17 protein-coding genes and 1 pseudogene are annotated in these 19,900 nt (G+C 72.0%); 11 read left to right on the forward strand and 7 right to left on the reverse strand.

The genetic code is table 11. From position 1 onward, the window contains the following. Window positions 1-132 precede the first annotated feature (132 nt). The 7 genes from dhaK (at window position 133) to GWI24_RS20110 (ending at window position 7,752) form a co-directional block, all read left to right on the forward strand. Complete coding sequence (gene dhaK, locus GWI24_RS20080) at window positions 133-1,125, forward strand: dihydroxyacetone kinase subunit DhaK (RefSeq protein WP_210947309.1); 993 nt, start codon at window positions 133-135, stop codon at window positions 1,123-1,125. A gap of 89 nt (window positions 1,126-1,214) precedes the next feature. Next, window positions 1,215-1,820, forward strand: coding sequence for a dihydroxyacetone kinase subunit DhaL (gene dhaL, locus GWI24_RS20085; RefSeq protein WP_210947323.1), 606 nt, complete (start codon window positions 1,215-1,217; stop codon window positions 1,818-1,820). Continuing rightward, the gene (dhaM, locus tag GWI24_RS20090; protein ID WP_210947310.1) at window positions 1,817-2,227 is read left to right on the forward strand and encodes a dihydroxyacetone kinase phosphoryl donor subunit DhaM; all 411 of its coding nucleotides are present in this window, start codon (window positions 1,817-1,819) and stop codon (window positions 2,225-2,227) included. The genes dhaL and dhaM overlap by 4 nt, the downstream gene beginning before the upstream one ends. Window positions 2,228-2,932: 705 nt before the next feature. Continuing rightward, window positions 2,933-4,012, forward strand: a complete 1,080-nt coding sequence (locus tag GWI24_RS20095) for a polyprenyl synthetase family protein (protein WP_210947311.1) — start codon at window positions 2,933-2,935, stop codon at window positions 4,010-4,012. Continuing rightward, the gene (locus GWI24_RS20100) at window positions 4,009-4,932 is read left to right on the forward strand and encodes a hypothetical protein (protein ID WP_210947312.1); all 924 of its coding nucleotides are present in this window, start codon (window positions 4,009-4,011) and stop codon (window positions 4,930-4,932) included. The genes GWI24_RS20095 and GWI24_RS20100 overlap by 4 nt, the downstream gene beginning before the upstream one ends. A 14-nt stretch (window positions 4,933-4,946) precedes the next feature. Continuing rightward, the gene (locus tag GWI24_RS20105; protein WP_210947313.1) at window positions 4,947-6,308 is read left to right on the forward strand and encodes a cytochrome P450; all 1,362 of its coding nucleotides are present in this window, start codon (window positions 4,947-4,949) and stop codon (window positions 6,306-6,308) included. Between the two features lie 82 nt (window positions 6,309-6,390). Continuing rightward, window positions 6,391-7,752 (forward strand): cytochrome P450, encoded by a 1,362-nt coding sequence (locus tag GWI24_RS20110; RefSeq protein ID WP_210947314.1) that lies wholly within the window; start codon window positions 6,391-6,393, stop codon window positions 7,750-7,752. Between the two features lie 92 nt (window positions 7,753-7,844). Here the strand turns inward: GWI24_RS20110 and GWI24_RS20115 are convergent, their stop codons facing one another. Next, on the reverse strand, window positions 7,845-9,038 hold the full coding sequence (locus GWI24_RS20115) for a cytochrome P450 (RefSeq protein WP_210947315.1): 1,194 nt from the start codon (window positions 9,036-9,038) through the stop codon (window positions 7,845-7,847). 122 nt (window positions 9,039-9,160) lie between these two features. Here GWI24_RS20115 and GWI24_RS20120 point away from each other — a divergent pair, with 122 nt between their 5' ends. Continuing rightward, a complete protein-coding gene (locus GWI24_RS20120; protein ID WP_210947316.1) occupies window positions 9,161-9,841 on the forward strand; it encodes a TetR/AcrR family transcriptional regulator in 681 nt (226 codons plus the stop codon). Window positions 9,842-10,233: 392 nt separating this feature from the next. Continuing rightward, a complete protein-coding gene (locus GWI24_RS20125; RefSeq protein ID WP_210947317.1) occupies window positions 10,234-11,661 on the forward strand; it encodes an MFS transporter in 1,428 nt (475 codons plus the stop codon). Window positions 11,662-11,696: 35 nt separating this feature from the next. Here GWI24_RS20125 and GWI24_RS20130 read toward each other — a convergent pair whose 3' ends face one another. From GWI24_RS20130 to GWI24_RS20140, 3 genes are all read right to left on the reverse strand, one after another. After that, entirely contained in the window at window positions 11,697-13,712 is a 2,016-nt protein-coding gene (locus GWI24_RS20130; RefSeq protein WP_210947318.1) for a GAF domain-containing protein, read from the reverse strand. A 221-nt stretch (window positions 13,713-13,933) separates the two neighbouring features. Further along, on the reverse strand, window positions 13,934-14,740 hold the full coding sequence (locus GWI24_RS20135) for a 3-hydroxybutyrate dehydrogenase (RefSeq protein ID WP_210947319.1): 807 nt from the start codon (window positions 14,738-14,740) through the stop codon (window positions 13,934-13,936). Between the two features lie 55 nt (window positions 14,741-14,795). Then, a complete protein-coding gene (locus GWI24_RS20140) occupies window positions 14,796-15,275 on the reverse strand; it encodes an NUDIX domain-containing protein (protein ID WP_210947320.1) in 480 nt (159 codons plus the stop codon). 230 nt (window positions 15,276-15,505) lie between these two features. Here GWI24_RS20140 and GWI24_RS20145 point away from each other — a divergent pair, with 230 nt between their 5' ends. Next, on the forward strand, window positions 15,506-16,501 hold the full coding sequence (locus tag GWI24_RS20145; protein ID WP_210947324.1) for an O-antigen ligase family protein: 996 nt from the start codon (window positions 15,506-15,508) through the stop codon (window positions 16,499-16,501). A 114-nt stretch (window positions 16,502-16,615) separates the two neighbouring features. Here GWI24_RS20145 and GWI24_RS20150 read toward each other — a convergent pair whose 3' ends face one another. Both GWI24_RS20150 and GWI24_RS20155 read right to left on the reverse strand, forming a co-directional pair. Next, complete coding sequence (locus GWI24_RS20150; protein ID WP_210947321.1) at window positions 16,616-17,173, reverse strand: hypothetical protein; 558 nt, start codon at window positions 17,171-17,173, stop codon at window positions 16,616-16,618. A 98-nt stretch (window positions 17,174-17,271) separates the two neighbouring features. Continuing rightward, complete coding sequence (locus GWI24_RS20155) at window positions 17,272-18,051, reverse strand: glutamate racemase (protein WP_247616630.1); 780 nt, start codon at window positions 18,049-18,051, stop codon at window positions 17,272-17,274. A 95-nt stretch (window positions 18,052-18,146) separates the two neighbouring features. On the opposite strand from GWI24_RS20155, the gene GWI24_RS20160 reads away from it, so the two are divergent. Further along, complete coding sequence (locus GWI24_RS20160; RefSeq protein ID WP_210947325.1) at window positions 18,147-19,427, forward strand: glycosyltransferase; 1,281 nt, start codon at window positions 18,147-18,149, stop codon at window positions 19,425-19,427. A gap of 25 nt (window positions 19,428-19,452) precedes the next feature. On the opposite strand, the pseudogene GWI24_RS20165 reads toward GWI24_RS20160, so the two are convergent. Next, a pseudogene (locus tag GWI24_RS20165) lies at window positions 19,453-19,900 on the reverse strand (Tellurium resistance); the annotation flags it as partial.

Here is a 19,900-nt window from a genome sequence, read left to right on the forward strand (position 1 = left end):
ATATGATGACTATGTACCTTTTTCGTCCTATTAGGCCGTTCGGCTCAGTGTCCAAGGGGTGCCAGGGACGCGGCGGATCCGTACGCTGTTGCAGCGGTGCACACCCCCATCCGGCGGAGGACGGACACACCTATGAAAATGCTCATCAACGTCCCCGAGACCGTGGTCCCCGACGCGCTGCGCGGACTGGCCGCCTGCCACCCCGAGCTGATCGTCGACGTCGACAACCGGGTGATCGTCCGGCGGGACGCGCCGGTCGAGGGCAAGGTGGGACTGGTCTCCGGCGGCGGCTCGGGGCACGAACCGCTGCACGGCGGTTTCGTGGGCCCCGGCATGCTCGACGCCGCCTGCCCCGGCGAGGTGTTCACCTCCCCCGTACCGGATCAGATGGTGCGCGCGGCGGCCGCGGTGGACAGCGGCAAGGGCGTGCTGTTCATCGTCAAGAACTACACGGGCGACGTGCTCAACTTCGACATGGCCGCCGAGCTCGCCGAGGACGAGGGCATCCAGGTCGCCAAGGTCCTGGTCAACGACGACGCGGCGGTCACCGACAGCCTCTACACGGCGGGCCGTCGCGGCACCGGCGCCACCCTGTTCGTGGAGAAGATCGCGGGCGCGGCGGCCGACGAGGGCGCGCCGCTGGAGCGGGTGGAGTCGATCGCCCGGCGGGTGAACGAGCTCTCGCGGAGCTTCGGCGTGGCGCTCAGCGCCTGCTCCACCCCGGCCAAGGGCGGCCCCACCTTCGATCTTCCCGCCGGGGAGCTGGAGTTGGGCGTGGGTATCCACGGCGAGCCGGGGCGTGAGCGGCGGGCGATGATGACCTCCCGCGAGATCGCCGACTACGCGGTGGAGGTGGTGGTCGAGGACCTGCGCCCGGACAGCCCGGCGCTGCTGCTCGTCAACGGCATGGGTGCGACCCCGCAGCTGGAGCTGTACGGCTTCGCCGCCGAGGTGCACCGGGCGCTCGGCGAGCGCCGGGTGGCGGTGGCGCGTACGCTCGTCGGCAACTACGTCACATCACTCGACATGGCGGGCGCTTCGATCACGCTGTGCCAGGTCGACGAGGACCTCCTGCGGCTGTGGGACGCGCCCGTGCGGACCGCCGGACTGCGCTGGGGCGCCTGAGGCCGGCCGGCCCCCGATACGTACGCTGTCGCCGTTGGCTACACCCCGAGGAGGCGTCTGTGTCCAGCAGTGAACCCGCCGTCGACGATGTGCTCGACACCCCTTTCTTCCTCCGATGGCTCACCGCCGCGGCCACGTCCGTGAGCCGTGAGGCGGCCCGTCTCACCGACCTGGACTCCGCGATCGGCGACGCCGACCACGGCACCAATATGCAGCGCGGCTTCGCCGCCGTGGCCGAGGCGCTGGAGAAGGAGCCCCCGGGCTCGCCCGGGGCCGCGCTCATCCTGGCCGGGCGCCAGCTGATCTCCAAGGTGGGCGGGGCCTCCGGACCGCTGTACGGGACGCTGCTGCGGCGCGCCGGCAAGGCGCTCGGCGACGCCGAGCAGATCACCCCGCAGCAGCTGGCGGACGCGCTGCGGGCCGGGGTGGACGCGGTGGCGCAGCTCGGCGGCGCCGCGCCCGGCGACAAGACGATGCTGGACGCGCTGCTCCCCGCCGTCGAGGCGCTGGGCGGGGGCACCGGGTCGTTCGCGGCCGCGGGCGAGGCCGCCGAGAAGGGGGCGCTGGCCACCGTGCCGATGCTGGCCCGCAAGGGCAGGGCCAGCTATCTGGGCGAACGCAGCGTCGGCCACCAGGACCCGGGCGCCACCTCGTCGGCGCTGATCATCGACGCGCTGGCGGAGGCGGCCCGATGACCGACGAGAGCGGGAAGGTCGGCATAGTCCTGGTGTCGCACAGCGCTGCGGTGGCCGACTCCGTCGCCGAGCTGGCGAAGGCGCTGTCCGGCGGCGGCACGGCGCCGGTCCGCGCCGCGGGCGGCACCGAGGACGGCGGCTTCGGCACCAGTCCGGAGCTGATAGCGGAGGCGGCCCAGGCGGTCGACCGGGGCGCCGGAGTGGCGGTCCTGGTGGACCTGGGCAGCGCGGTCCTGTCCGTCAAGGCGCTGCTGGCCGAGGGCGACGAACTGCCCGACGGCACCCGATTGGTGGACGCGCCGCTCGTGGAGGGCGCGGTCGCGGCGCTCGTCACCGCCTCCACCGGGGCGGATGTGGAGGCGGTGCTCCAGGCGGCCTCGGAGGCGTACGACTACCGCAAGGTCTGATACCGCCGCCGCGCGCTATCGAACGGGGTCCCGCCGGTGACGGCGGGGCCCCGGTCCGTCTGAGCCCCGTTCCGCCCGGCCGCTGCTCCGCCTGACTCCTGCTCCGCCTGACTCCTGTTCAGTCTTCAACGAACACTCCGGGTCCATATTGCGCCGCCGCTTATTCCACTGATACTCGGTGCGTACGGGGCGAGTTGCCCGGTTTCGGACCGCTCCGGGCACGGTGACAGCACGCCGCCCCCTTCGGCCGTCAAGCGATAGGCGCGACACCAGAACGGGCTTCCGAATCCGTCGATCTTGCGTCTAGACTACTCATGTCCGAGTGGGGGGACCGGCGGCACTCAGGGGGAATAAATGGGCGTAATTGATTGTGCCCGCGCACACCTGGCATCCATCGAACCGATGATGTCCACGCGGGTGTCGCACCGGCCGTGGCCCCTTTGCGGCCCGGCCCGGATTCCACGCGCGGAAATGACCCGACCGCGCCGACCGCACGATTCCCTGAGCGTCTGAGCTTCGCGCCCGTCACGGGCGTTCGACATATCGACCATGGGCGGCGGTCGTGTCTCACGTCTGCCTTCATGGTGCCGTACAGAGCACGGACGGCAATCCATCTTTTTCCATACAAAGCAAGGGTTTCCGCGTGCCTGTTTTCTTCTCCTTAATCAACGGATTTCGACATTTCGACGTGGAGGAGTCAGTCGCATGACCACACCCACGCTCAGCCCCGGCCGCTTGGATGCGGATACCGTCCGTGAGTCGGTGGACGTCGTACTCGAAGATTTCCTGACGGCCAAGGCCCATACCACCCCGCAACACCATCTGCCGTATCTCTCCGGGCTGCTCAAGGATTTCCTGTCCGGCGGAAAGCGCATACGGCCCCTGTTGTGTGTCACCGGCTGGCAGGCCGTCGGCGGCGGCGAGGATACCGAGACGGTGTTCCGGGTGGCCGCCTGCCTGGAGATGTTCCACGCCTTCGCGCTGATCCACGACGACGTCATGGACGACAGCGACACCCGCCGCGGCCGGCCGACCATCCATCGCACCCTGGCCGCGCTGTGCGCCACCGACCGCACGCCCGATCAGATCGAGCGGTTCGGGGTCAGCGGGGCGGTGCTGCTCGGCGACCTCGCCCTCACCTGGTCGGACGAGCTCCTGCACTCGGCCGGTCTGACGCCCGTCCAGTTCGACGCCGTGCTGCCGCTGCTGTCGGAGATGCGCACCGAGGTGATGCTGGGCCAGTACCTCGATCTGCAGGCCACCGGGGAGCTGACGGACGACGTCGAGGCCACCCTCACGGTCAACCGGTACAAGACCGCCAAGTACACCATCGAGCGTCCGCTGCACGTCGGAGCCGCCGTCGCGGGCGCCGGCCCGGAGGCCATGGAGGCGTTCACCGCCTACGCCCTGCCGCTCGGCGAGGCGTTCCAGCTCCGCGACGATCTGCTGGGCGTATACGGCGATCCGGAGTCGACCGGCAAGTCCCAGCTGGACGATCTGCGGGCCGGGAAGAACACCACCCTGATCGCGCTCGCCCTGCGCGGCTCCGACAGCGTCCAGGCGGCGCGGCTGCGCAGCCTCATCGGCAATCCGCTACTGGACGAGCGGGACGCCGCGACCATTCAGGAGATCTTCGCCGCCACCACAGCCCGGGAGGCCGTCGAGCAGATGATCGACGACCGCCGGACGCAGGCCCTGCGGGCCCTCGACGACGCCCCATTCACCGCGGACGCGGTCAACGCGCTGAAGCAGATCGCCCGCATGGCCACTGTGAGGAACTCATGACGACAGAACTTTCCACGGCCGGGGCCCAGGACATCAGCCGGAACAGCGTCCGCCCGTACCTGGAGGAGTGCACCCGCCGCTTCCAGGAGATGTTCGACCGCCATGTCGTCACCCGGCCCACCAAGGTCGAATTGACCGACGCCGAACTGCGCGAGGTCATCGACGACTGCAACGCGGCGGTGGCCCCGCTCGGCAAATCGGTTTCCGATGAGCGCTGGATCTCCTATGTGGGGGTGGTCCTGTGGTCCCAGAGCCCCCGTCATATCAAGGACATGGAGGCGTTCAAGGCCGTCTGCGTCCTGAACTGCGTGACGTTCGTGTGGGACGACATGGATCCCGCACTCCACGACTTCGGTCTCTTCCTGCCCCAGCTGCGCAAGATCTGCGAGAAGTACTACAGCCCCGAGGACGCGGAGGTCGCGTACGAGGCGGCGCGCGCCTTCGTCACCAGCGACCATATGTTCCGCAACTCGCCCATCAAGGCAGCGCTGTGCACCACGTCCCCGGAGCAGTATTTCCGTTTCCGGGTCACCGACATCGGCGTCGACTTCTGGATGAAGATGTCGTATCCGATCTACCGGCATCCGGAGTTCACCGAACACGCCAAGACGAGCCTGGCCGCGCGCATGACCACCCGCGGACTCACCATCGTCAACGACTTCTACTCCTATGACCGCGAGGTCTCGCTGGGCCAGATCACGAACTGTTTCCGGCTCTGCGATGTGAGCGATGAGACGGCGTTCAAGGAGTTCTTCCAGGCCCGGCTCGATGACATGATCGAGGACATCGAGTGCATCAAGGCGTTCGACCAGCTGACGCAGGACGTGTTCCTCGATCTGATCTACGGCAACTTCGTCTGGACCACCAGCAACAAGCGCTACAAGACGGCCGTCAACGACGTCAACTCTCGCATCCAGTGAGGGAACGGGGACCCGTGACTCCCACGAAGAGCTCCGCACAGCCGGAGCGCTCCTGGACCACCGGCACGGCGCCCGGCTCGGTGCCGCTGCTGGGGCACACCCTGGCGCTGTGGCGCCGTCCGCTCCAGTTCCTGGCCTCCCTGCCCGCCCACGGCGATCTGGTGGAGGTCAGGCTGGGGCCCAGCCGCGCCTATCTGGCCTGCCATCCCGAGCTGGTCCGTCAGGTGCTGCTCAATCCCCGGGTGTTCGACAAGGGCGGGGTCTTCGACAAGGCGCGGCAGCTGCTCGGGAACAGCCTCTCGGTCTCCCGGGGCGAGGACCACCGCTACCAGCGGCGCATGATCCAGCCCGCGTTCCACACCCCGAAGATCGCCGCCTACACCGCCGCGGTCGCCGATGACACCCGCGCCGCGATCGGCTCCTGGGAGCCGGGGCGCACCCTGGACATCAGCGACACCATGCACGCCCTGCTGATGCGGGTGGCCGCGCGGACGCTGTTCTCCACCGGGATCGACGTGGCGACGATCGACGAGGCGCGCCACTGTCTGCGCATCGTCTCGGACGGCATCTACAAGCGCACGATGGCGCCTTTGGGGATCATGGAGAAGCTCCCCACCCCGGGCAACCGGCGCTATGACCGGGCCAATGCCCGGCTGCGGCAGATCGTGGACGAGATGATCCGCGAGCGCCGGCGCTCCGGCGCCGACCACGGCGACCTGCTCTCCACGCTGCTGCGCGCCGAACACCCGGAGACCGGTAAGGGTCTTGACGACGGCGAGGTCCTCGACCAAGTGGTCACCTTCCTGGTGGCCGGGAGCGAGACCACCGCCTCGACCCTGGCCTTCGTCTTCCATCTCCTGGGCGCCCACCCGGAGGTGGAGAAGCGGGTGCACGCCGAGATCGACGAGGTCCTGGAGGGCCGCATCCCCACCTTCGAGGACCTGCCGTCCCTGGAGTACACCCGCGGGGTCATCACCGAGTCGCTGCGGCTGTATCCGCCGTCCTGGATGGCGATGCGGGTCACGGCGGCCGAGACCGAACTCGGCGGCCGGACCGTCCCGGCGGGCACGATGATCCTCTACAGCGCCCAGGCGCTGCACCACAACCCCGAACTGTTCCCCGACCCCGAGCGGTTCGACCCCGAGCGCTGGCTCGGCGACCGCGCCAAGGAGGTGGAGCGCGGGGCGCTGCTCCCGTTCGGCGCGGGCAGCCACAAGTGCATCGGCGACGTCCTGGCGCTGACCGAGACCGCCCTCATCGTGGCGACGATCGCGAGCCGGTGGCGTCTCCGCCCGGTGCCCGGGACGACGTTGCGCCCCGAGCCGAAGGCGACGCTCGAACCCGGCCCGCTGCCCATGGTGTGCGAGCCGCGCTGACGACGTCCGGTCCGGGGTCCGCCCCGGACCGGACGCCCCGTACCTTCCGTACCCCACCTCGCGAGTGAAGGACATCTTCCGCATGAGGACCGCGCAGCAACCGGCGACGCGCCACTGGCGGCACGCCGTCGCCCCCGGCGGGCTTCCGCTGGCCGGCCACGCCCTGCTCATGGGCCGCAAACCGCTTCAGTTCCTGGCCTCCCTGCCCGCCCACGGCGATCTGATCGAGCTCCGGCTGGGGCCCCGGCCCGTCTATCTGCCCTGTCATCCGGAGCTGATCCAGCAGGTGCTGGTGAACGCGCGGGTCTACGACACCGGCGGGCCGGTCAAGGAGAAGGCCAAGCCCATCCTGGGCAACGGCCTGATCACCTCCGACTGGGCGGACCACCGGCGGCAGCGCCGACTGGTGCAGCCCGCCTTCCACACCGCCCGGATCGCCAAGTACGCCGAGGTGATGGAGCGGGAGTGCGAGGCCGAGTCCACGGCGTGGACGGCGCGCCGCCCCATCGACGTCAGCCACGAGATGCTCGCGCTCACCGCGCGGGTGACCGCCCGTGCGCTCTTCTCGACCGATATGGCGCCGCATGCCGTTGCCGAGATCCAGCACTGTCTGCCCATCGTCGTGGAGGGCGCCTACCGGCAGGCGATCGACCCCACCGGACTGCTGGCCAAGCTCCCGCTCGCGGCGAACCGGCGCTTCGACGACGCGCTCGCCCGGCTCAACCAGCTCATCGACCGCATGATCGACGACTACAAGGCGTCGGACGACGGCGACCGCGGCGATGTGCTGTCCGCGCTCTTCGCGGCACAGGACGACGAGACCGGCGGCACGATGTCGGACCAGGAGATCCACGACCAGGTCATGACCCTGCTGCTGGCCGGAATCGAGACCACCGCCTCCGCGCTGACCTGGGCCTGGTTCCTGCTCGGCCGCAATCCCCGGGCCGAGGCCGCGCTGCACGCCGAGGTCGACGAGGTGCTGGGCGGGCGCGCCCCGCGCTACGCCGACGTCCCCCGGCTCGCGTACACCCAGCGGGTGTTCAGCGAGGCGCTGCGGCTCTTCCCGCCCGCGTGGCTGTTCACCCGGACCACCACCGAGTCCACCGAGCTCGGCGGGCGGCGGCTGCCCCCGGCGTCGGACGTGCTGATCAGCCCGTATGTGCTGCACCGCGATCCGGCGCTCTTCCCCCGCCCGGAGTCGTTCGACCCGGACCGCTGGCTCCCCGAGCGGGCCAAGGAGGTGACGCGCGGCTCGTATCTGCCGTTCGGCGGTGGCAGCCGCAAGTGCATCGGCGATGTCTTCGGCATGACGGAGGCGACGCTCGCCCTGGCCGCGATCGCGGGCCGCTGGCGGATGCGCCCGATTCCGGGGACGAAGATCCGGCCGAGGCCGCAGATGAGCCTCACCGCCGGTCCGCTGCGGATGATTCCGGAACCACGCTGAACGCCGTGCCCCACAGACCCCGCGGACCGCGGTGGGTGACCGCCGCGGTCCGTCGAGCCGGGGCGGTCCGTGGAGTGCTCCTGGCCGGGGGGTCAGGCGTCCGGAGCCGGGGTGAAACGTATCGGCAGTCGTCGCAGCCCGCGCAGCATCAGGCTGGGCCGCCAGGCGAGCTCGGACGGATCGGCGTCCAGTGCGAGATCGGGGCAGCGCTCCAGCAGGGCCCGGAAGGCGATGGCCCCTTCGAGCCGGGCCAGCGGGGCGCCCAGGCAGTGGTGGACGCCATGTCCGAAGGCGAGATGGCCGCGCGGTGCGCGCCGGATGTCGAAGCGGTCCGGGTCGGCGAAGCGCCGGGGGTCGCGCGACCCGGCGGCCAGGACGACCCCCACCGGCTCCCCGGCCGGAATGGTCGTGCCCGCGATCTCCACCGGCTCCCTGGTGAAGCGGAACGCGGCGCTCTCCACCGGGCCGTCGTAGCGCAGCATCTCCTCGATCGCGCCGTCCAGCAGCGACCAGTCGGCGCGCAGCGCGGCCAGCTGCTCGGGATGGCGGAGCAGGGCGAGGGTGCCGCTGGAGATCAGGTTGGCGGAGGTCTCGTAGCCCGCGACCAGCAGCACGAACGTCATGCCGAGCATCTCCTCGTCGGAGAGCGCGTCCCCGTCCCCGTCCATGGTGCGGACCAGGGCGCTGAGCAGATCGTCTCCGGGGCTGCGGCGCTTGGCCTCGATGAGCTCCGCGAAGTAGCCCGTCAGGGCCTGGGCGGCGGCACCGGCGGCCTCCGGGCGGGTCGGGTCGGTGCTCTCGAGGTACCAGTCGTGAAACGCCTTACGGTCCGTCTCCGGCACGCCCAGCAGCTCGCAGATGACGGCCAGGGGCAACGGCAGCGCGTAGTCCTCGACGAGATCGGCCCGGCCCAGCGGGGCCATCGCGTCCAGCAGTTCGTCCGCGATCTGCCGGACGCGGGGGCGCAGGGCCTCTATCCGGGCCGGGGTGAAGGCGCGGGCCACCAGCCCCCGCAGCCGGGTGTGGTGCGGCGGGTCGGTCTGCACCATGTTCCGCCCGATGGCATTGCCGCCGTCGTCCTGCCACGCGGCCGAGTGACGGACGTCATTGCTCAGCCGGGGGTCGGTCAGCGCGGCGCGGGCCTCCTCGTGGCCGACGACGAGCCAGAACTCACCGGAGGCGTCGGTGCGCACCCGGTGGACCGGGCCGCGCTCCCGCAGCCGTGCGTAGACCGGATACGGGTTGACGACGAAATCCGCGCCGAGCGCGGACAGATCCTGGGGCATGCGATCCCCTCAGTCGGTTGGCGGCTTCCCCCGAAGCCAGAACCGGGGATCATTCCCCGTTCTAGCGATGATCTTAACACTAACCGGAGAGATTCCCCCGGTTAGTGTTAGGGTTGCGGGCCATGGGCAGCCGTGTGGAGAAAGAGACACCGTTGCGCCGAGACGCACGGCGCAACCGCGAGATGCTGATAGCTGCCGCCCGGGAGATCTACACGGATCAGGGTGTGGACGCCCCGCTCGACGACATCGCCCGTCGGGCCGGAGTCGGCAGCGCCACCCTCTACCGGCGCTTCGCCGGCCGGGCGGAACTCATCGAGGCGGTATTCGGCGATTCCCTTCGGGACATCCTGCGGGCCGCCGAGGAGGCCCGCTCCGCGACCGATGCCTGGGCCGGGCTCACAGCCTACCTGGAGCGCATCTTCGGGCTGCTCGCCGCCGACCGGGGCACCAACGACCTGATGACCACCGGCATCCAGGGCGTTCCCTCGCTCGACGCGCTCCGCAAGGAGAACCACAAGACGCTCGACGACCTTCTGGGCCGCGCCCAGGAGCAGGGCAAGGTCCGGGCGGACGCCACCGCGGAGGACCTGCAGTTCATGCTGGCCGCGCTCGGCCGCGCGGTCCCCGGCTCGACCGTGGCCGCGCCACTGGCCTGGCGCCGCTATCTGGCCCTGCTGCTCGACGGGCTGCGCCCCGAGGGGTCCCATCCGCTCCCGGCCCCCTCGCTCACCCCGGAACAGCTCAACGCCGCCATGCTCCAGCTCGGCAAAGTACGGCGGCCGCGCGCGGGACGCGCCGACTAGGGTCCTTCTGACGGATCTCCGTGGAAGAAGGAGCGGCGTCAGGGGGCACCTCCCAGCGGTAGCTGGGGGAGCGTGCTCTCGGCGTGCCGCGCGGAAGCCCTCGTAGCGGAGCTACTTGGGTTTTCGCGCGGTGGGGCGAGAGGGCGTGCCGGGCGTCGCGACGCCGCGGAGATCCGTCAGAAGGACCCTAGGGGGTCGCCTCGGGGGCGGGGCGCGCCGACGCGAGGGCGCCCTGGAAGGAACGGGCCGACTCTCGGGCTTCCTGGGCGGGGCGTGTCACCACAGTGGCCGGGTGAAGTATGTCGCCCGCCTACATATCCGAGCCGAACTGCGCATTTCTACGGTGTGGCAACACAAAACCGTCCCCGCACCCCGCTCGGAAGTGGTGACCCATGCCTACCCCGGATTCTCCGGCCTCCGCTCCCCCGACCCCACCCGGCTCACTGCGCCGTATCGTCGCCGCGAGCCTCATCGGCACCACCATCGAGTGGTACGACTTCTTCCTCTACGGCTCGGCCGCCGCGCTCGTCTTCAACAAGCTCTTCTTCCCGGACTCCGACCCGCTCGTCGGTACGCTGCTGTCCTTCCTGACCTACGCGGTCGGCTTCGCCGCCCGGCCGGTCGGCGCCCTGGTCTTCGGCCACTACGGCGACCGGCTCGGCCGTAAGAAGCTGCTGATCCTGAGTCTGCTGATGATGGGCGGCGCGACCTGCGCCATCGGGCTGCTGCCCACCCATGCCACGGTCGGCTCGGCGGCGCCCGTACTGCTCACCGCGCTGCGTCTGCTCCAGGGGTTCGCGCTGGGCGGCGAATGGGGCGGGGCGGTGCTGCTGGTGTCGGAGCACGGGGACGCGCGGCGGCGCGGATTCTGGGCGTCCTGGCCGCAGACCGGCGCCCCCGCGGGGCAGCTGCTGGCCACCGGGGTGCTCTCCGCCCTGACGGCCACGCTCTCCGACGAGGCCTTCGAGTCATGGGGCTGGCGGGTGCCGTTCCTGCTCTCGGGGGTGCTGGTGCTGGTCGGCCTGTGGATTCGTCTCTCTGTCGATGAATCGCCGGTCTTCAAGGCCGCGCTGGCCCGGGCCGAGGCCCGTAAGGCGGCCGCGGGCGGGGACGAGGACGCCGCCGAGAAGATGCCGCTGGTGGCGGTCCTGCGCGACCACTGGCGGGATGTGCTGATCGCCATGGGCGCGCGGATGGCCGAGAACATCAGCTACTACGTCATCACCGCCTTCGTCCTCGTCTACGCGACCTCCGACCATGTGGGCCTCGGCAAGCAGACCGCGCTCAACGCCGTACTGATCGCCTCGGCCGTGCACTTCGCGGTCATCCCGGCGTGGGGCGCGCTGTCGGACCGGGTCGGGCGCCGCCCGGTGTATCTCCTGGGCGCGGTGGGCGTGGGCGCGTGGTCCTTCCCGTTCTTCCTCCTCATCGACACCAAGGGCTTCCCGGCCCTGGTGCTCGCCGTGACGGTCGGGCTGGTCTTCCACGGGGCGATGTACGCGCCCCAGGCGGCCTTCTTCTCCGAGATGTTCGCGACCCGGATGCGGTATTCGGGGGCGTCGATCGGCGCGCAGTTCTCGTCCGTCGCGGCCGGTGCGCCCGCCCCTCTCATCGCCACCGCGCTGCTGGCCGACTACAACAGCGCCACGCCGATCGCCCTCTATGTGATCGCGGCGGCTCTGCTCACCCTGGTGGCCGTGGGCGCCGCCAAGGAGACCCGGGACCGCGACCTGGCCGCCGTCGAACCGACCTCGGCCCCCTCCCCTGGGTCGGCGACGGAGGCGGCGAAGCGCACGGCCCGTTCGGCCTCGCCTCGGTAGGCCACGGCCGAGGCCCAGTAGCCCACGGCCGAGGCTCAGTAGCCCACGGCCGAGGTCAGGCGGTGCAGCCGCAGGGCGAGCTGGATCTCCAGGGAGCGGGCGGGCGACTGCCAGTCGGGGCCGAGCAGCCGCCCGATCCGCTCCAGCCGCTGCGCCACCGTGTTGACGTGCACGTGGAGGGCGTCCTTCGTACGGGCCGGGCTCATCCCGCCGGCGAAGTACGCGTCGAGCGTGCGGATCAGTTCGGTGCCGCGCCGCTCGTCGTAGTCGATGACGGCGCCCACGGTGCGGTTCACGAAGTCCTGGACGCCGGTGCCGTCCGGGGCGCCCTCGCGGGTCCCGGCCAGCAGCAGGCCGAGGAAGCCGAAGTCCTCGGCGGCGGCGCCCTGTCCGGCCCGGCCCAGCACCCGCAGGGCGGCCAGACAGCGCCGGGCCTCGGCGTAGCCCGCGGCGACCTCCCCGGGCCGCGCGGCGGGCGCGGGAACGGGCGCGGAGGCGCCCACGGTGACCGCGGCGTGCGCGGCGGTGCCCAGCTGCCGGGCGGTGCGGCGGGCGAGGGCGTCGGCGGTGTCGCCGTCGGCGAGCGGCAGCAGCAGGACGGTGCCGCCGTCGCGGGCGGCGGCCAGACCGTGCCGGGTAGCCGCCAGGTGGGACGCGGCGGACCACAGCCGCCGACGGCCCGCGGCATCCTCGGCGGGCGCGCCACCGGACGTGCTGGACGTGCTTCCGGGCCCGCTTCCGTGTGTATTGCCGTGTGCGTTGCCGGGCGCGGTGGCGGGTGTGCCCATGCCCGGGGCCTCGATGCCCGCCGCGAGCACCACATGGGGCGTGTCCAGGTCCGCCTGGAGCCGCGCGGCGCGCTCCCGCAGCAGGCGGGGCTCGCGGTCGGGGGCGTCGAGGAGGTCGTCCAGGAGCTCACCGCGCACCCGCTGTTCGGCCTCGCCCGCGGAGCGGCGGGCGAGCTGCAGCAGTGAGGTGACCATCGCGGCCCGCTCCAGGGTGCGCTGGTCCACGGGGTCGAGCCGGGGGTGGCCGCGCAGTACGAGCGCGCCGAGCAGTTCGCCGCCCGCCGAGACCGCGGCGACCCAGTCCTCCTCGCCGTCGCGCACCGCGTGGCCGTCGGCCCGGGACCGGTCGACGGCCGCCGCGGGCGCCTCGTCGGCCTCAAGGAACTCCACGGAGCCGCTCAGCACCTCGGCCACGGCGTCGGCCACGTCGTGCACCCCGCCACCGCGCAGCACCAGCTCGGTGAGCCGGTCGTGGACGTCGGAGGCGCGCTCGATGACCCGGCTGCGGTCCCGGATGATCTCGTTGGCGGCCTCCAGCTCGGCGAGCGCCGTACGGGTCTCGGCGAGCAGATGAGCGGTGTCGATGGCCACGGCCGCGTGGGCGGCGAACGAGCCGACCAGCGCGATCTGCTCGCGTTCGAACACCCGGGCCCTGCGGTCGGCCGCGAACAGCACGCCGATGACACCGCTGCCGAGCAGCAGCGGCACCCCGAGGATGGCCACGAGCCCCTCGTCCCTGACGCCCGCGTCGATGGCGTGGGTGTGCTGGAACCGCGGATCGTGGAAGTAGCTCTCGGTCACGTAAGGGCGGGCTGTCTGGGCCACCAGACCGCCGAGCCCCTCCCCCATGCCGAGCCGCAGCTGCTGGAAGCGGGCCGAGACCGAACCGTCGGTGACCCTCATATAGGTGTCACCGGCCGTCGGGTCGTTGAGCGTCAGATAGGCCACCTCGGTGCCCAGCAGGGAGCGGGCGCGCTGCACGATGGCCTGGAGCACCGCGTCCAGGTCGCGCAGCCCCGCCAGGTCGTGGGCGGTCTCGAAGAGCGCGGACAGCTCGGCCTCGCGGCGCCGTCGCCCCTCCAGCTCACCGCGCACCCGCAGGGCGAGCAGCTTGGCACGCTCCAGGGCAGCCAGCTGGTCGGCCGGGGCCTTGTCGGCGCGGGCGCGCAGCACCGGGCGCTCGTACGCCTCGGCGGGCGCGCCGCGTGCGAGCAGTTCCAGGTAGGGGTTCTCCGGCCGGTCGTCGGGCATGGGCACAGGCATACTCCCGCCGGGCGCGGCGGCGCCAGCCGTAAGGCGGCCCGGTGCCTTGTCGACGGGGCGGCCGGGCAACAGGCGGTCCGGTGGCTGAGCCAATGGGCCACCGTCCGCCGGTGGCTCAGCCAATCGGCCACCGTCCGCCGGTGGCTCAGCCAATCGGCTTTCGTGGTCCAGTGGCTGAGCCAATCGGCCATCAATGGCCGGTGACCGATCCGATGGGCCGCTCAGTGGGCGGTCCATCCGCCGTCCATGCTGAGCGAGGCCCCGGTGATGAAGGACGTGTGCGGACCGCAGAGGTACCCGACGGCCTCGGCGACCTCCTCGGGCTCGACCAGCCGCTTGACCGCCGCGTCGGCCAGCATCACCTCGGAGACCACCCGCTCCGGCGAGATCCCGTGGGCCTCGGCCTGGTCGGCGATCTGCCGCTCGACGAGCGGGGTGCGCACATAGCCGGGGTTGACGCAGTTGGACGTCACCCCGTGCTCCGCGCCCTCCAGGGCGGCGACCTTGGAGAGCCCCTCCAGACCGTGTTTGGCGGCCACATAGGCCGACTTGTACGGGGAGGCACGCAGCCCGTGCACCGAGGAGATGTTCACGATCCGGCCCCAGCCCTGGGCGTACATGTGCGGCAGCGCGCCGCGCACCAGCCGGAAGGGGGCCTCGAGCATCACGGTGAGCACTCGGGAGAAGACCTCGGGCGGAAAGTCCTCGATGGGCCGGACCAGTTGGAGCCCGGCGTTGTTGACCAGGATGTCGGTGCCCGAGGCGGCCCGCTCGGCGGCGTCGAGGTCGGTGAGGTCCAGGGGGTGGGCCTCGACCGGGCCGGGCATTCCGGAGGCCGCGGCGACGAGGTCGGTGAGGCCCCCGGTGTCCAGGTCGACGGCCCGCACCCGCGCCCCGGCGGCGGCCAGCCGCAGCGTGCAGGCCCGGCCGATGCCCCCGGCGGCGCCCGTGACGAGTGCGGTACGGCCGGAGAGGTCGGGGCCGCCGGACGGCCGTGAGTCCGGGCCTGGTGTGGTGGACGCGCTCATGAGGGGCACATTAGGCAGCCGTCGGGCCCGGACCGATGTGGGGGCGGCACATACTTCACTCCCCGATGATGGGCTCGAACCATGTCGGGCCGTCCTCGAGCGCCTGCTTGATCCGGGACAGGGAGAAGTCCTCCATCTCGGGCAGCGCGTCGAGCGGGAACCAGCCGACGTCCAGCGACTCGTCGTCGTTCACCCGCGCCTCGCCGCCGACCACGCGGCAGCGGAAACAGATGTCCACGAACTGGCACTTGTCGTCGTTGGGATAGGTCACCGGCGCCAGGGTCCGTACGAGCACGACGCGTTCGGGGACGCAGCGCACCGCGGTCTCCTCCTCGACCTCGCGTACCACCGCCGTGGCCGGCTGCTCACCGGGTTCGGGGATGCCACAGATGATGGTCCATCGGCCGTTGTCTGCCCGGCGGCCCAGCAGCACCTGGTCCTGGTCGTCGAAGACCACGGCGCTCACGCCCGGCAGATAGAGCAGTTCATGACCGATGGAGGCCCTGAGGTCACGGATGAAGTCGGGGGTCGGCATGAGCCGAGGGTATCGGGCGGAAATGGGGGCGCACGAGGCGGCCGTACGGCGCCCTGAACGGCGGGCGTTTCACGACCGACTCATCGTTTCTGCGCACCATATACACATTCCTTATGACAAGCGCTACGGTTTCGGGTGTCATGGCTCGCGCGACGGCCGTAAGGGCGTCGGCGCGGTGCCCGTCACGACGGGGGGTCGGCGGGATGACGTCATCAGTGGTGGAGCCTGTCGTGCAGGACCACGGCAGACCGGCCGACGGCTGCGCCGGTGCGTCCGATGTCGCGGGGGTTCTGATCCTCGCCGGTTGTGCCGTCTGGGCGCTTATCGCGGCCATGGGGCGGCCGGCCCGCCCCGAGGGAGTCCTGCTGGCGGTGTTAGCGGTGGCCGCCGGGTACGCCTGCGGCCGGATCGCCGGATCACTGCTGCCGGTCGCCGGGGCGGCGGCCGCCGGGCTCGCGGGGTTCGGCCTGGCCTGCACCTCGCCGTACGGGCTCACCGGTCATGAGGGGCCGGGCGCGGCCCAGCTCACCCTGGCCACGGGCGCGCTCTGCTGCGCGGCCTGGGCCGCACCGCGGGTCCTCCGCCCGGCGCTGTGGCTGCCGGCCGTGGCGATCACGCTGACGGCGGTGCTGGGCGGCTCGACGGTCGGCTCGGTGGCGAGCGGCGCCATCCTGGTGTGCTCGCTCATCGCCGCCCGGCCGCGGCGGCTGCCGGCGCTCGCCGCGTGCGCGCTGATCGCGGCGGTCGCGGTCGGCGGCACCTGGGCGGTGGCCAAGGGCTCGGTCCCGGGCGGACTGCCACCCGCCCTGCGCGCCCATCTCACCGAGCACCGGATCCGGCTGTGGCAGGACGCCGCCCGTATCGAGGAAGCGGATCCGTTGCGCGGTGCGGGCCCGGACCGCTTCGGTGAGCTGAGCCCCGCGGCGGCCCAGCCGCTGGGCCCGGAGGCCAAGCCGCATTCGGCGCCGCTGCAGCAGGCGGCCGGTCAGGGGCTGCCGGGGGTGGCCCTGCTGGGCGCGGCCTTCGGCTGGATGCTCCATGCCCTGTGGCGCTCCCCGCGCCCCACTCCCGTGGTCCTTACGGCGGCCGCGACCCTCACGGCCCTGGCCGTCGAATCCTGTCTGGGCAACGCCCTCAGCTTCTCCCAGATCACCGCGGGGGCGGGCCTCCTCGCCGGGCTGGCGACCGCCCGCCGTCTGAACGACGACACGGGAGCGGTGCCATGAGATCCGGCACGGCCCACGCCTACGCGCCTGCGGAAAGGGGATGCGAGCCCCGGAGGCCGCGAAAGGGAACGCACCCCCGAGCGCATCCCCCGAAAAGAGGGGAACGGGGATCGGCTAGACCTGGGAGGTGCGGGCCGCGATCAGCCGCAGCCGGTCGCGGATGACCCGGACCGCCGCCTCCGCGTCGTCCACCGTGACCGTGAAGACGCGGCCGTCCCCGAGGCGGACCACCACGCCCTCGCCCCGGCGCACCACCACGGCGGTGCCCTTCTCGGGGCGCCAGCGGTAGCCCCAGCCGCCCCACTGGCAGGGGGTGACCTTACGGGCCACATCGGCGTGGACCACGTCGCTGAGCGGGATGCGGCGGCGTGGGAGCCCCATATGGCCGCAGCGGATCTCCAGCACCTCGTCGTCGACCCGTACCGCCACATGGACGAAGGCGAGGGTGCCGAAGAGCATCAGCAGCCCGGCGGCGACACAGCCGACGACGGCCATCAGGAGCGGGGCGATGCCCGAGCCCCAGGGCGAGTCGACGGCGAGGTCGACACCGAGTGCCAGGCACGCGGCGCCCGCCACGGCCAGCAGCCACTGCCCGCGATTGTGGGCGCGTCCGATCCAGACCGCGGGCGGCTGCCCGTGGGCGGTCGGCTCTCCGTGGTCGTGGTGCCTCATGGTTGGCAGCGTACTCACCTTCCGGCACCACGGCAGCGGGGCGAGTGAATCCGCTGGTGAGGAGCGTTTAGGTCAGCTCACCGCACGAGGCACCGCTGTCAAGCGCGCGTCGGGGCGACGGGTGCCAGCAGCACGCCTTCGGCGTAGGTCAGGGCGATCTCCGGCAGGGCGGCCTCGCGTCCACTGAGGATGACGGTCAGACCGCCCGGGGTGACCGGGCCGTCCGGCGGGAAGGGGTCGGCGCCGATCCGGCGCAGGGCCTGGGCGGCCACGGCCCCGGCCGAGCCGTGGAGGACGATCGGCGGCGCGTCCGGCTGCTGCACGGCGGTCCGGATGCGGTCGGCGACGAGTTCGTAATGGGTGCAGCCCAGGACGACGGTCGTGACATCGCGCGGGGTGCGGGCCGCCGCGGCGGCCACCGCGGCGTCGATCCCCTCGTTGTCGGCGTGCTGCACCGCGTCCGCGAGCCCCGGGCACGGCACCTCGGTCACCTCGACGCCGTCCGCGAAGTCACGGATCAGTCCGCGCTGGTACGGGCTGCCAGTGGTGGCCGGGGTGGCCCAGATCGCGATCGGCCCTCCCCCGGCCGCCGCGGGCTTGATGGCGGGCACGGTGCCGATGACCGGCAGCCCGGGCTCCAGCTCGGCGCGCAGCGCGGGCAGGGCGTGGACGGAGGCGGTGTTGCAGGCGACGATCAGCGCGTCGGGGCGGTGTGCGGCGGCGGCCCGGGCGCAGCCGAGGGCCAGCCCGGTGACGTCCTCGGGGGTGCGCGGTCCCCACGGCATGGTGGCGGGGTCGGAGGAGAGGAAGAGATCGGCGTCCGGTCGCAGTCGGCGCATCGCGGCGGCGGTGGGCAACAACCCGATTCCGGAGTCCATAAGCGCGATCTTCACCCGGTCACTTTAATGGATCGGTCCCGTGCGCCCGTCGGCCGGGCCCACCTTCGGGCAGACTTCGGCGGGTGAGCGCGCTGATGTGGATCGCCGCCGGGTCGTTGGCCGCATGGCTGTGGCTGCTGCTGGGCCAGGGCTTCTTCTGGCGTACGGACGTACGGCTGCCCCGGACCGGCCCGGACGGCTCGGGGCAGCCGGAGCCGGACGGGTTCGGGCCGCCGGAGCCCGCGGTGTGGCCCTCGGTGGCCGTCGTGGTGCCCGCCCGGGACGAGTCCGCGGTGCTTCCGGCCAGTCTGCCCTCGCTGCTCGCCCAGGACTATCCGGGGCCGGCGGAGATCTTCCTGATCGACGACGGCAGCTCGGACGGCACCGGAAAGCTGGCCCGTGAACTGGCCGACGAGCACGGCGGGCTGCCGCTGACCGTCGGCTCCCCCGGCGAACCCGGCCCCGGCTGGACCGGCAAGCTGTGGGCGGTGCGGCACGGCATGGCGCTCGCCATGACCCGCCTCGCCGCGGACCGCAGGGACGCGGACGGTGTGGACCGTAAGGACACGGACGGCCGGGACACGGACCGTAAGGACGACAGCGGCGTGGACTACCTGCTGCTGACGGACGCGGATATCGCGCATGAGCCGGACTCCCTGCGGGAGTTGGTGCGCGCGGCCGAGGCGAACGGGCTGGATCTGGTCTCCCAGATGGCACGGCTGCGGGTGGTGACCTACTGGGAACGGCTGATCGTGCCCGCCTTTGTCTACTTCTTCGCGCAGCTGTACCCCTTTCGGTGGGTCAACCGGCCCCGGGGGCGCACCGCGGCGGCCGCGGGCGGCTGTGTGCTGCTGCGCCGGGAGGCGGCCGAGCGGGCCGGGGTCCCGGAGGCGATCCGGCAGGCGGTCATCGACGACGTGGCGCTGGCCCGCACGGTGAAACGGTCCGGCGGACGGATCTGGCTGGGGCTGGCCGACCGGGTTGACAGCGTGCGGCCGTATCCGCGGCTGGGCGAGCTGTGGCGGATGGTCTCGCGCAGCGCGTACACCCAGCTGCGGCACAATCCGCTGCTGTTGCTGGTGACGGTCGCGGGGCTGGCGGTGGTGTATCTCGTGCCGCCCGCGGCCGTGGTCGCCGGGATGCTGACGGGGCGTCCCGCGCCGCTGGTGCTGGGCGCCGCCGCCTGGGCGCTGATGGCGGGCACCTACATCCCGATGCTGCGCTACTACCGGCAGACGCTGTGGCTGGCGCCGCTGCTGCCCCTGACGGCCCTTCTCTATCTGCTGATGACCGTGGACTCGGCGGTGCGGCACCACCTCGGGCAGGGCGCGGCCTGGAAGGGGCGCACCTACGCCCGCCCCAGCGCCGCGCCCTGACGGCCGCGCCCCGTGCACCGGGGCTTCACTTGCGGCCGGGAGTCCAGTTCATGCCCCAGCCGTAGGCGTGGTCGAGGGTGCGCTGCGGGCTGGTGCCGCGCTGCGGCACCAGATAGCGGGCCTCGCGCTGCACGACGAGCTCGCCGCCGGTGTTGGTGATGAGCGCGAGCGCGCAGACCGGGGAGGGCACGGTGCACTCGTCGAGCGAGAAGTCGATCGGGGCGCCGAACTGCGGCTGCATGGTGACCGTGGCGTGGAGGTTGGCGAAGCTGCGGGCACCCTCGTAGATGGTCACGAAGACCAGGATCCGGCGGAACAGCTTCTGATGGTCGAGGTTGATGGTGAGGTTCTCACCGGCCGCCCGGGCACCGGTCCGGTCGTCGGCGTCCAGGTGGATGAAGGGCGGCTGGTGCAGCGAGCCGAAGGAGTTGCCGAGCGCCTGGACCACACCCTTGCTGCCGTCGGCTAGTTCG

Origin of the sequence: Streptomyces sp. MK37H (genome assembly GCF_018035285.1) — a bacterium.
Classification (GTDB): domain Bacteria; phylum Actinomycetota; class Actinomycetes; order Streptomycetales; family Streptomycetaceae; genus Streptomyces; species Streptomyces endocoffeicus.

Excerpts from the sequence above, each read along its gene's own strand:
- dhaK (WP_210947309.1), top strand. The coding sequence starts at position 133 with ATGAAAATGCTCATCAACGTCCCCGAGACCGTGGTCCCCGACGCGCTG.
- dhaM (WP_210947310.1), top strand. The coding sequence starts at position 1,817 with ATGACCGACGAGAGCGGGAAGGTCGGCATAGTCCTGGTGTCGCACAGC.
- GWI24_RS20095 (WP_210947311.1), top strand. The coding sequence starts at position 2,933 with ATGACCACACCCACGCTCAGCCCCGGCCGCTTGGATGCGGATACCGTC.
- GWI24_RS20100 (WP_210947312.1), top strand. The coding sequence starts at position 4,009 with ATGACGACAGAACTTTCCACGGCCGGGGCCCAGGACATCAGCCGGAAC.
- GWI24_RS20110 (WP_210947314.1), top strand. The coding sequence starts at position 6,391 with ATGAGGACCGCGCAGCAACCGGCGACGCGCCACTGGCGGCACGCCGTC.
- GWI24_RS20115 (WP_210947315.1), bottom strand. The coding sequence starts at position 9,038 with ATGCCCCAGGATCTGTCCGCGCTCGGCGCGGATTTCGTCGTCAACCCG.
- GWI24_RS20120 (WP_210947316.1), top strand. The coding sequence starts at position 9,161 with ATGGGCAGCCGTGTGGAGAAAGAGACACCGTTGCGCCGAGACGCACGG.
- GWI24_RS20125 (WP_210947317.1), top strand. The coding sequence starts at position 10,234 with ATGCCTACCCCGGATTCTCCGGCCTCCGCTCCCCCGACCCCACCCGGC.
- GWI24_RS20130 (WP_210947318.1), bottom strand. The coding sequence starts at position 13,712 with ATGCCTGTGCCCATGCCCGACGACCGGCCGGAGAACCCCTACCTGGAA.
- GWI24_RS20135 (WP_210947319.1), bottom strand. The coding sequence starts at position 14,740 with ATGAGCGCGTCCACCACACCAGGCCCGGACTCACGGCCGTCCGGCGGC.
- GWI24_RS20140 (WP_210947320.1), bottom strand. The coding sequence starts at position 15,275 with ATGCCGACCCCCGACTTCATCCGTGACCTCAGGGCCTCCATCGGTCAT.
- GWI24_RS20150 (WP_210947321.1), bottom strand. The coding sequence starts at position 17,173 with ATGAGGCACCACGACCACGGAGAGCCGACCGCCCACGGGCAGCCGCCC.
- GWI24_RS20155 (WP_247616630.1), bottom strand. The coding sequence starts at position 18,051 with ATGGACTCCGGAATCGGGTTGTTGCCCACCGCCGCCGCGATGCGCCGA.
- GWI24_RS20160 (WP_210947325.1), top strand. The coding sequence starts at position 18,147 with ATGTGGATCGCCGCCGGGTCGTTGGCCGCATGGCTGTGGCTGCTGCTG.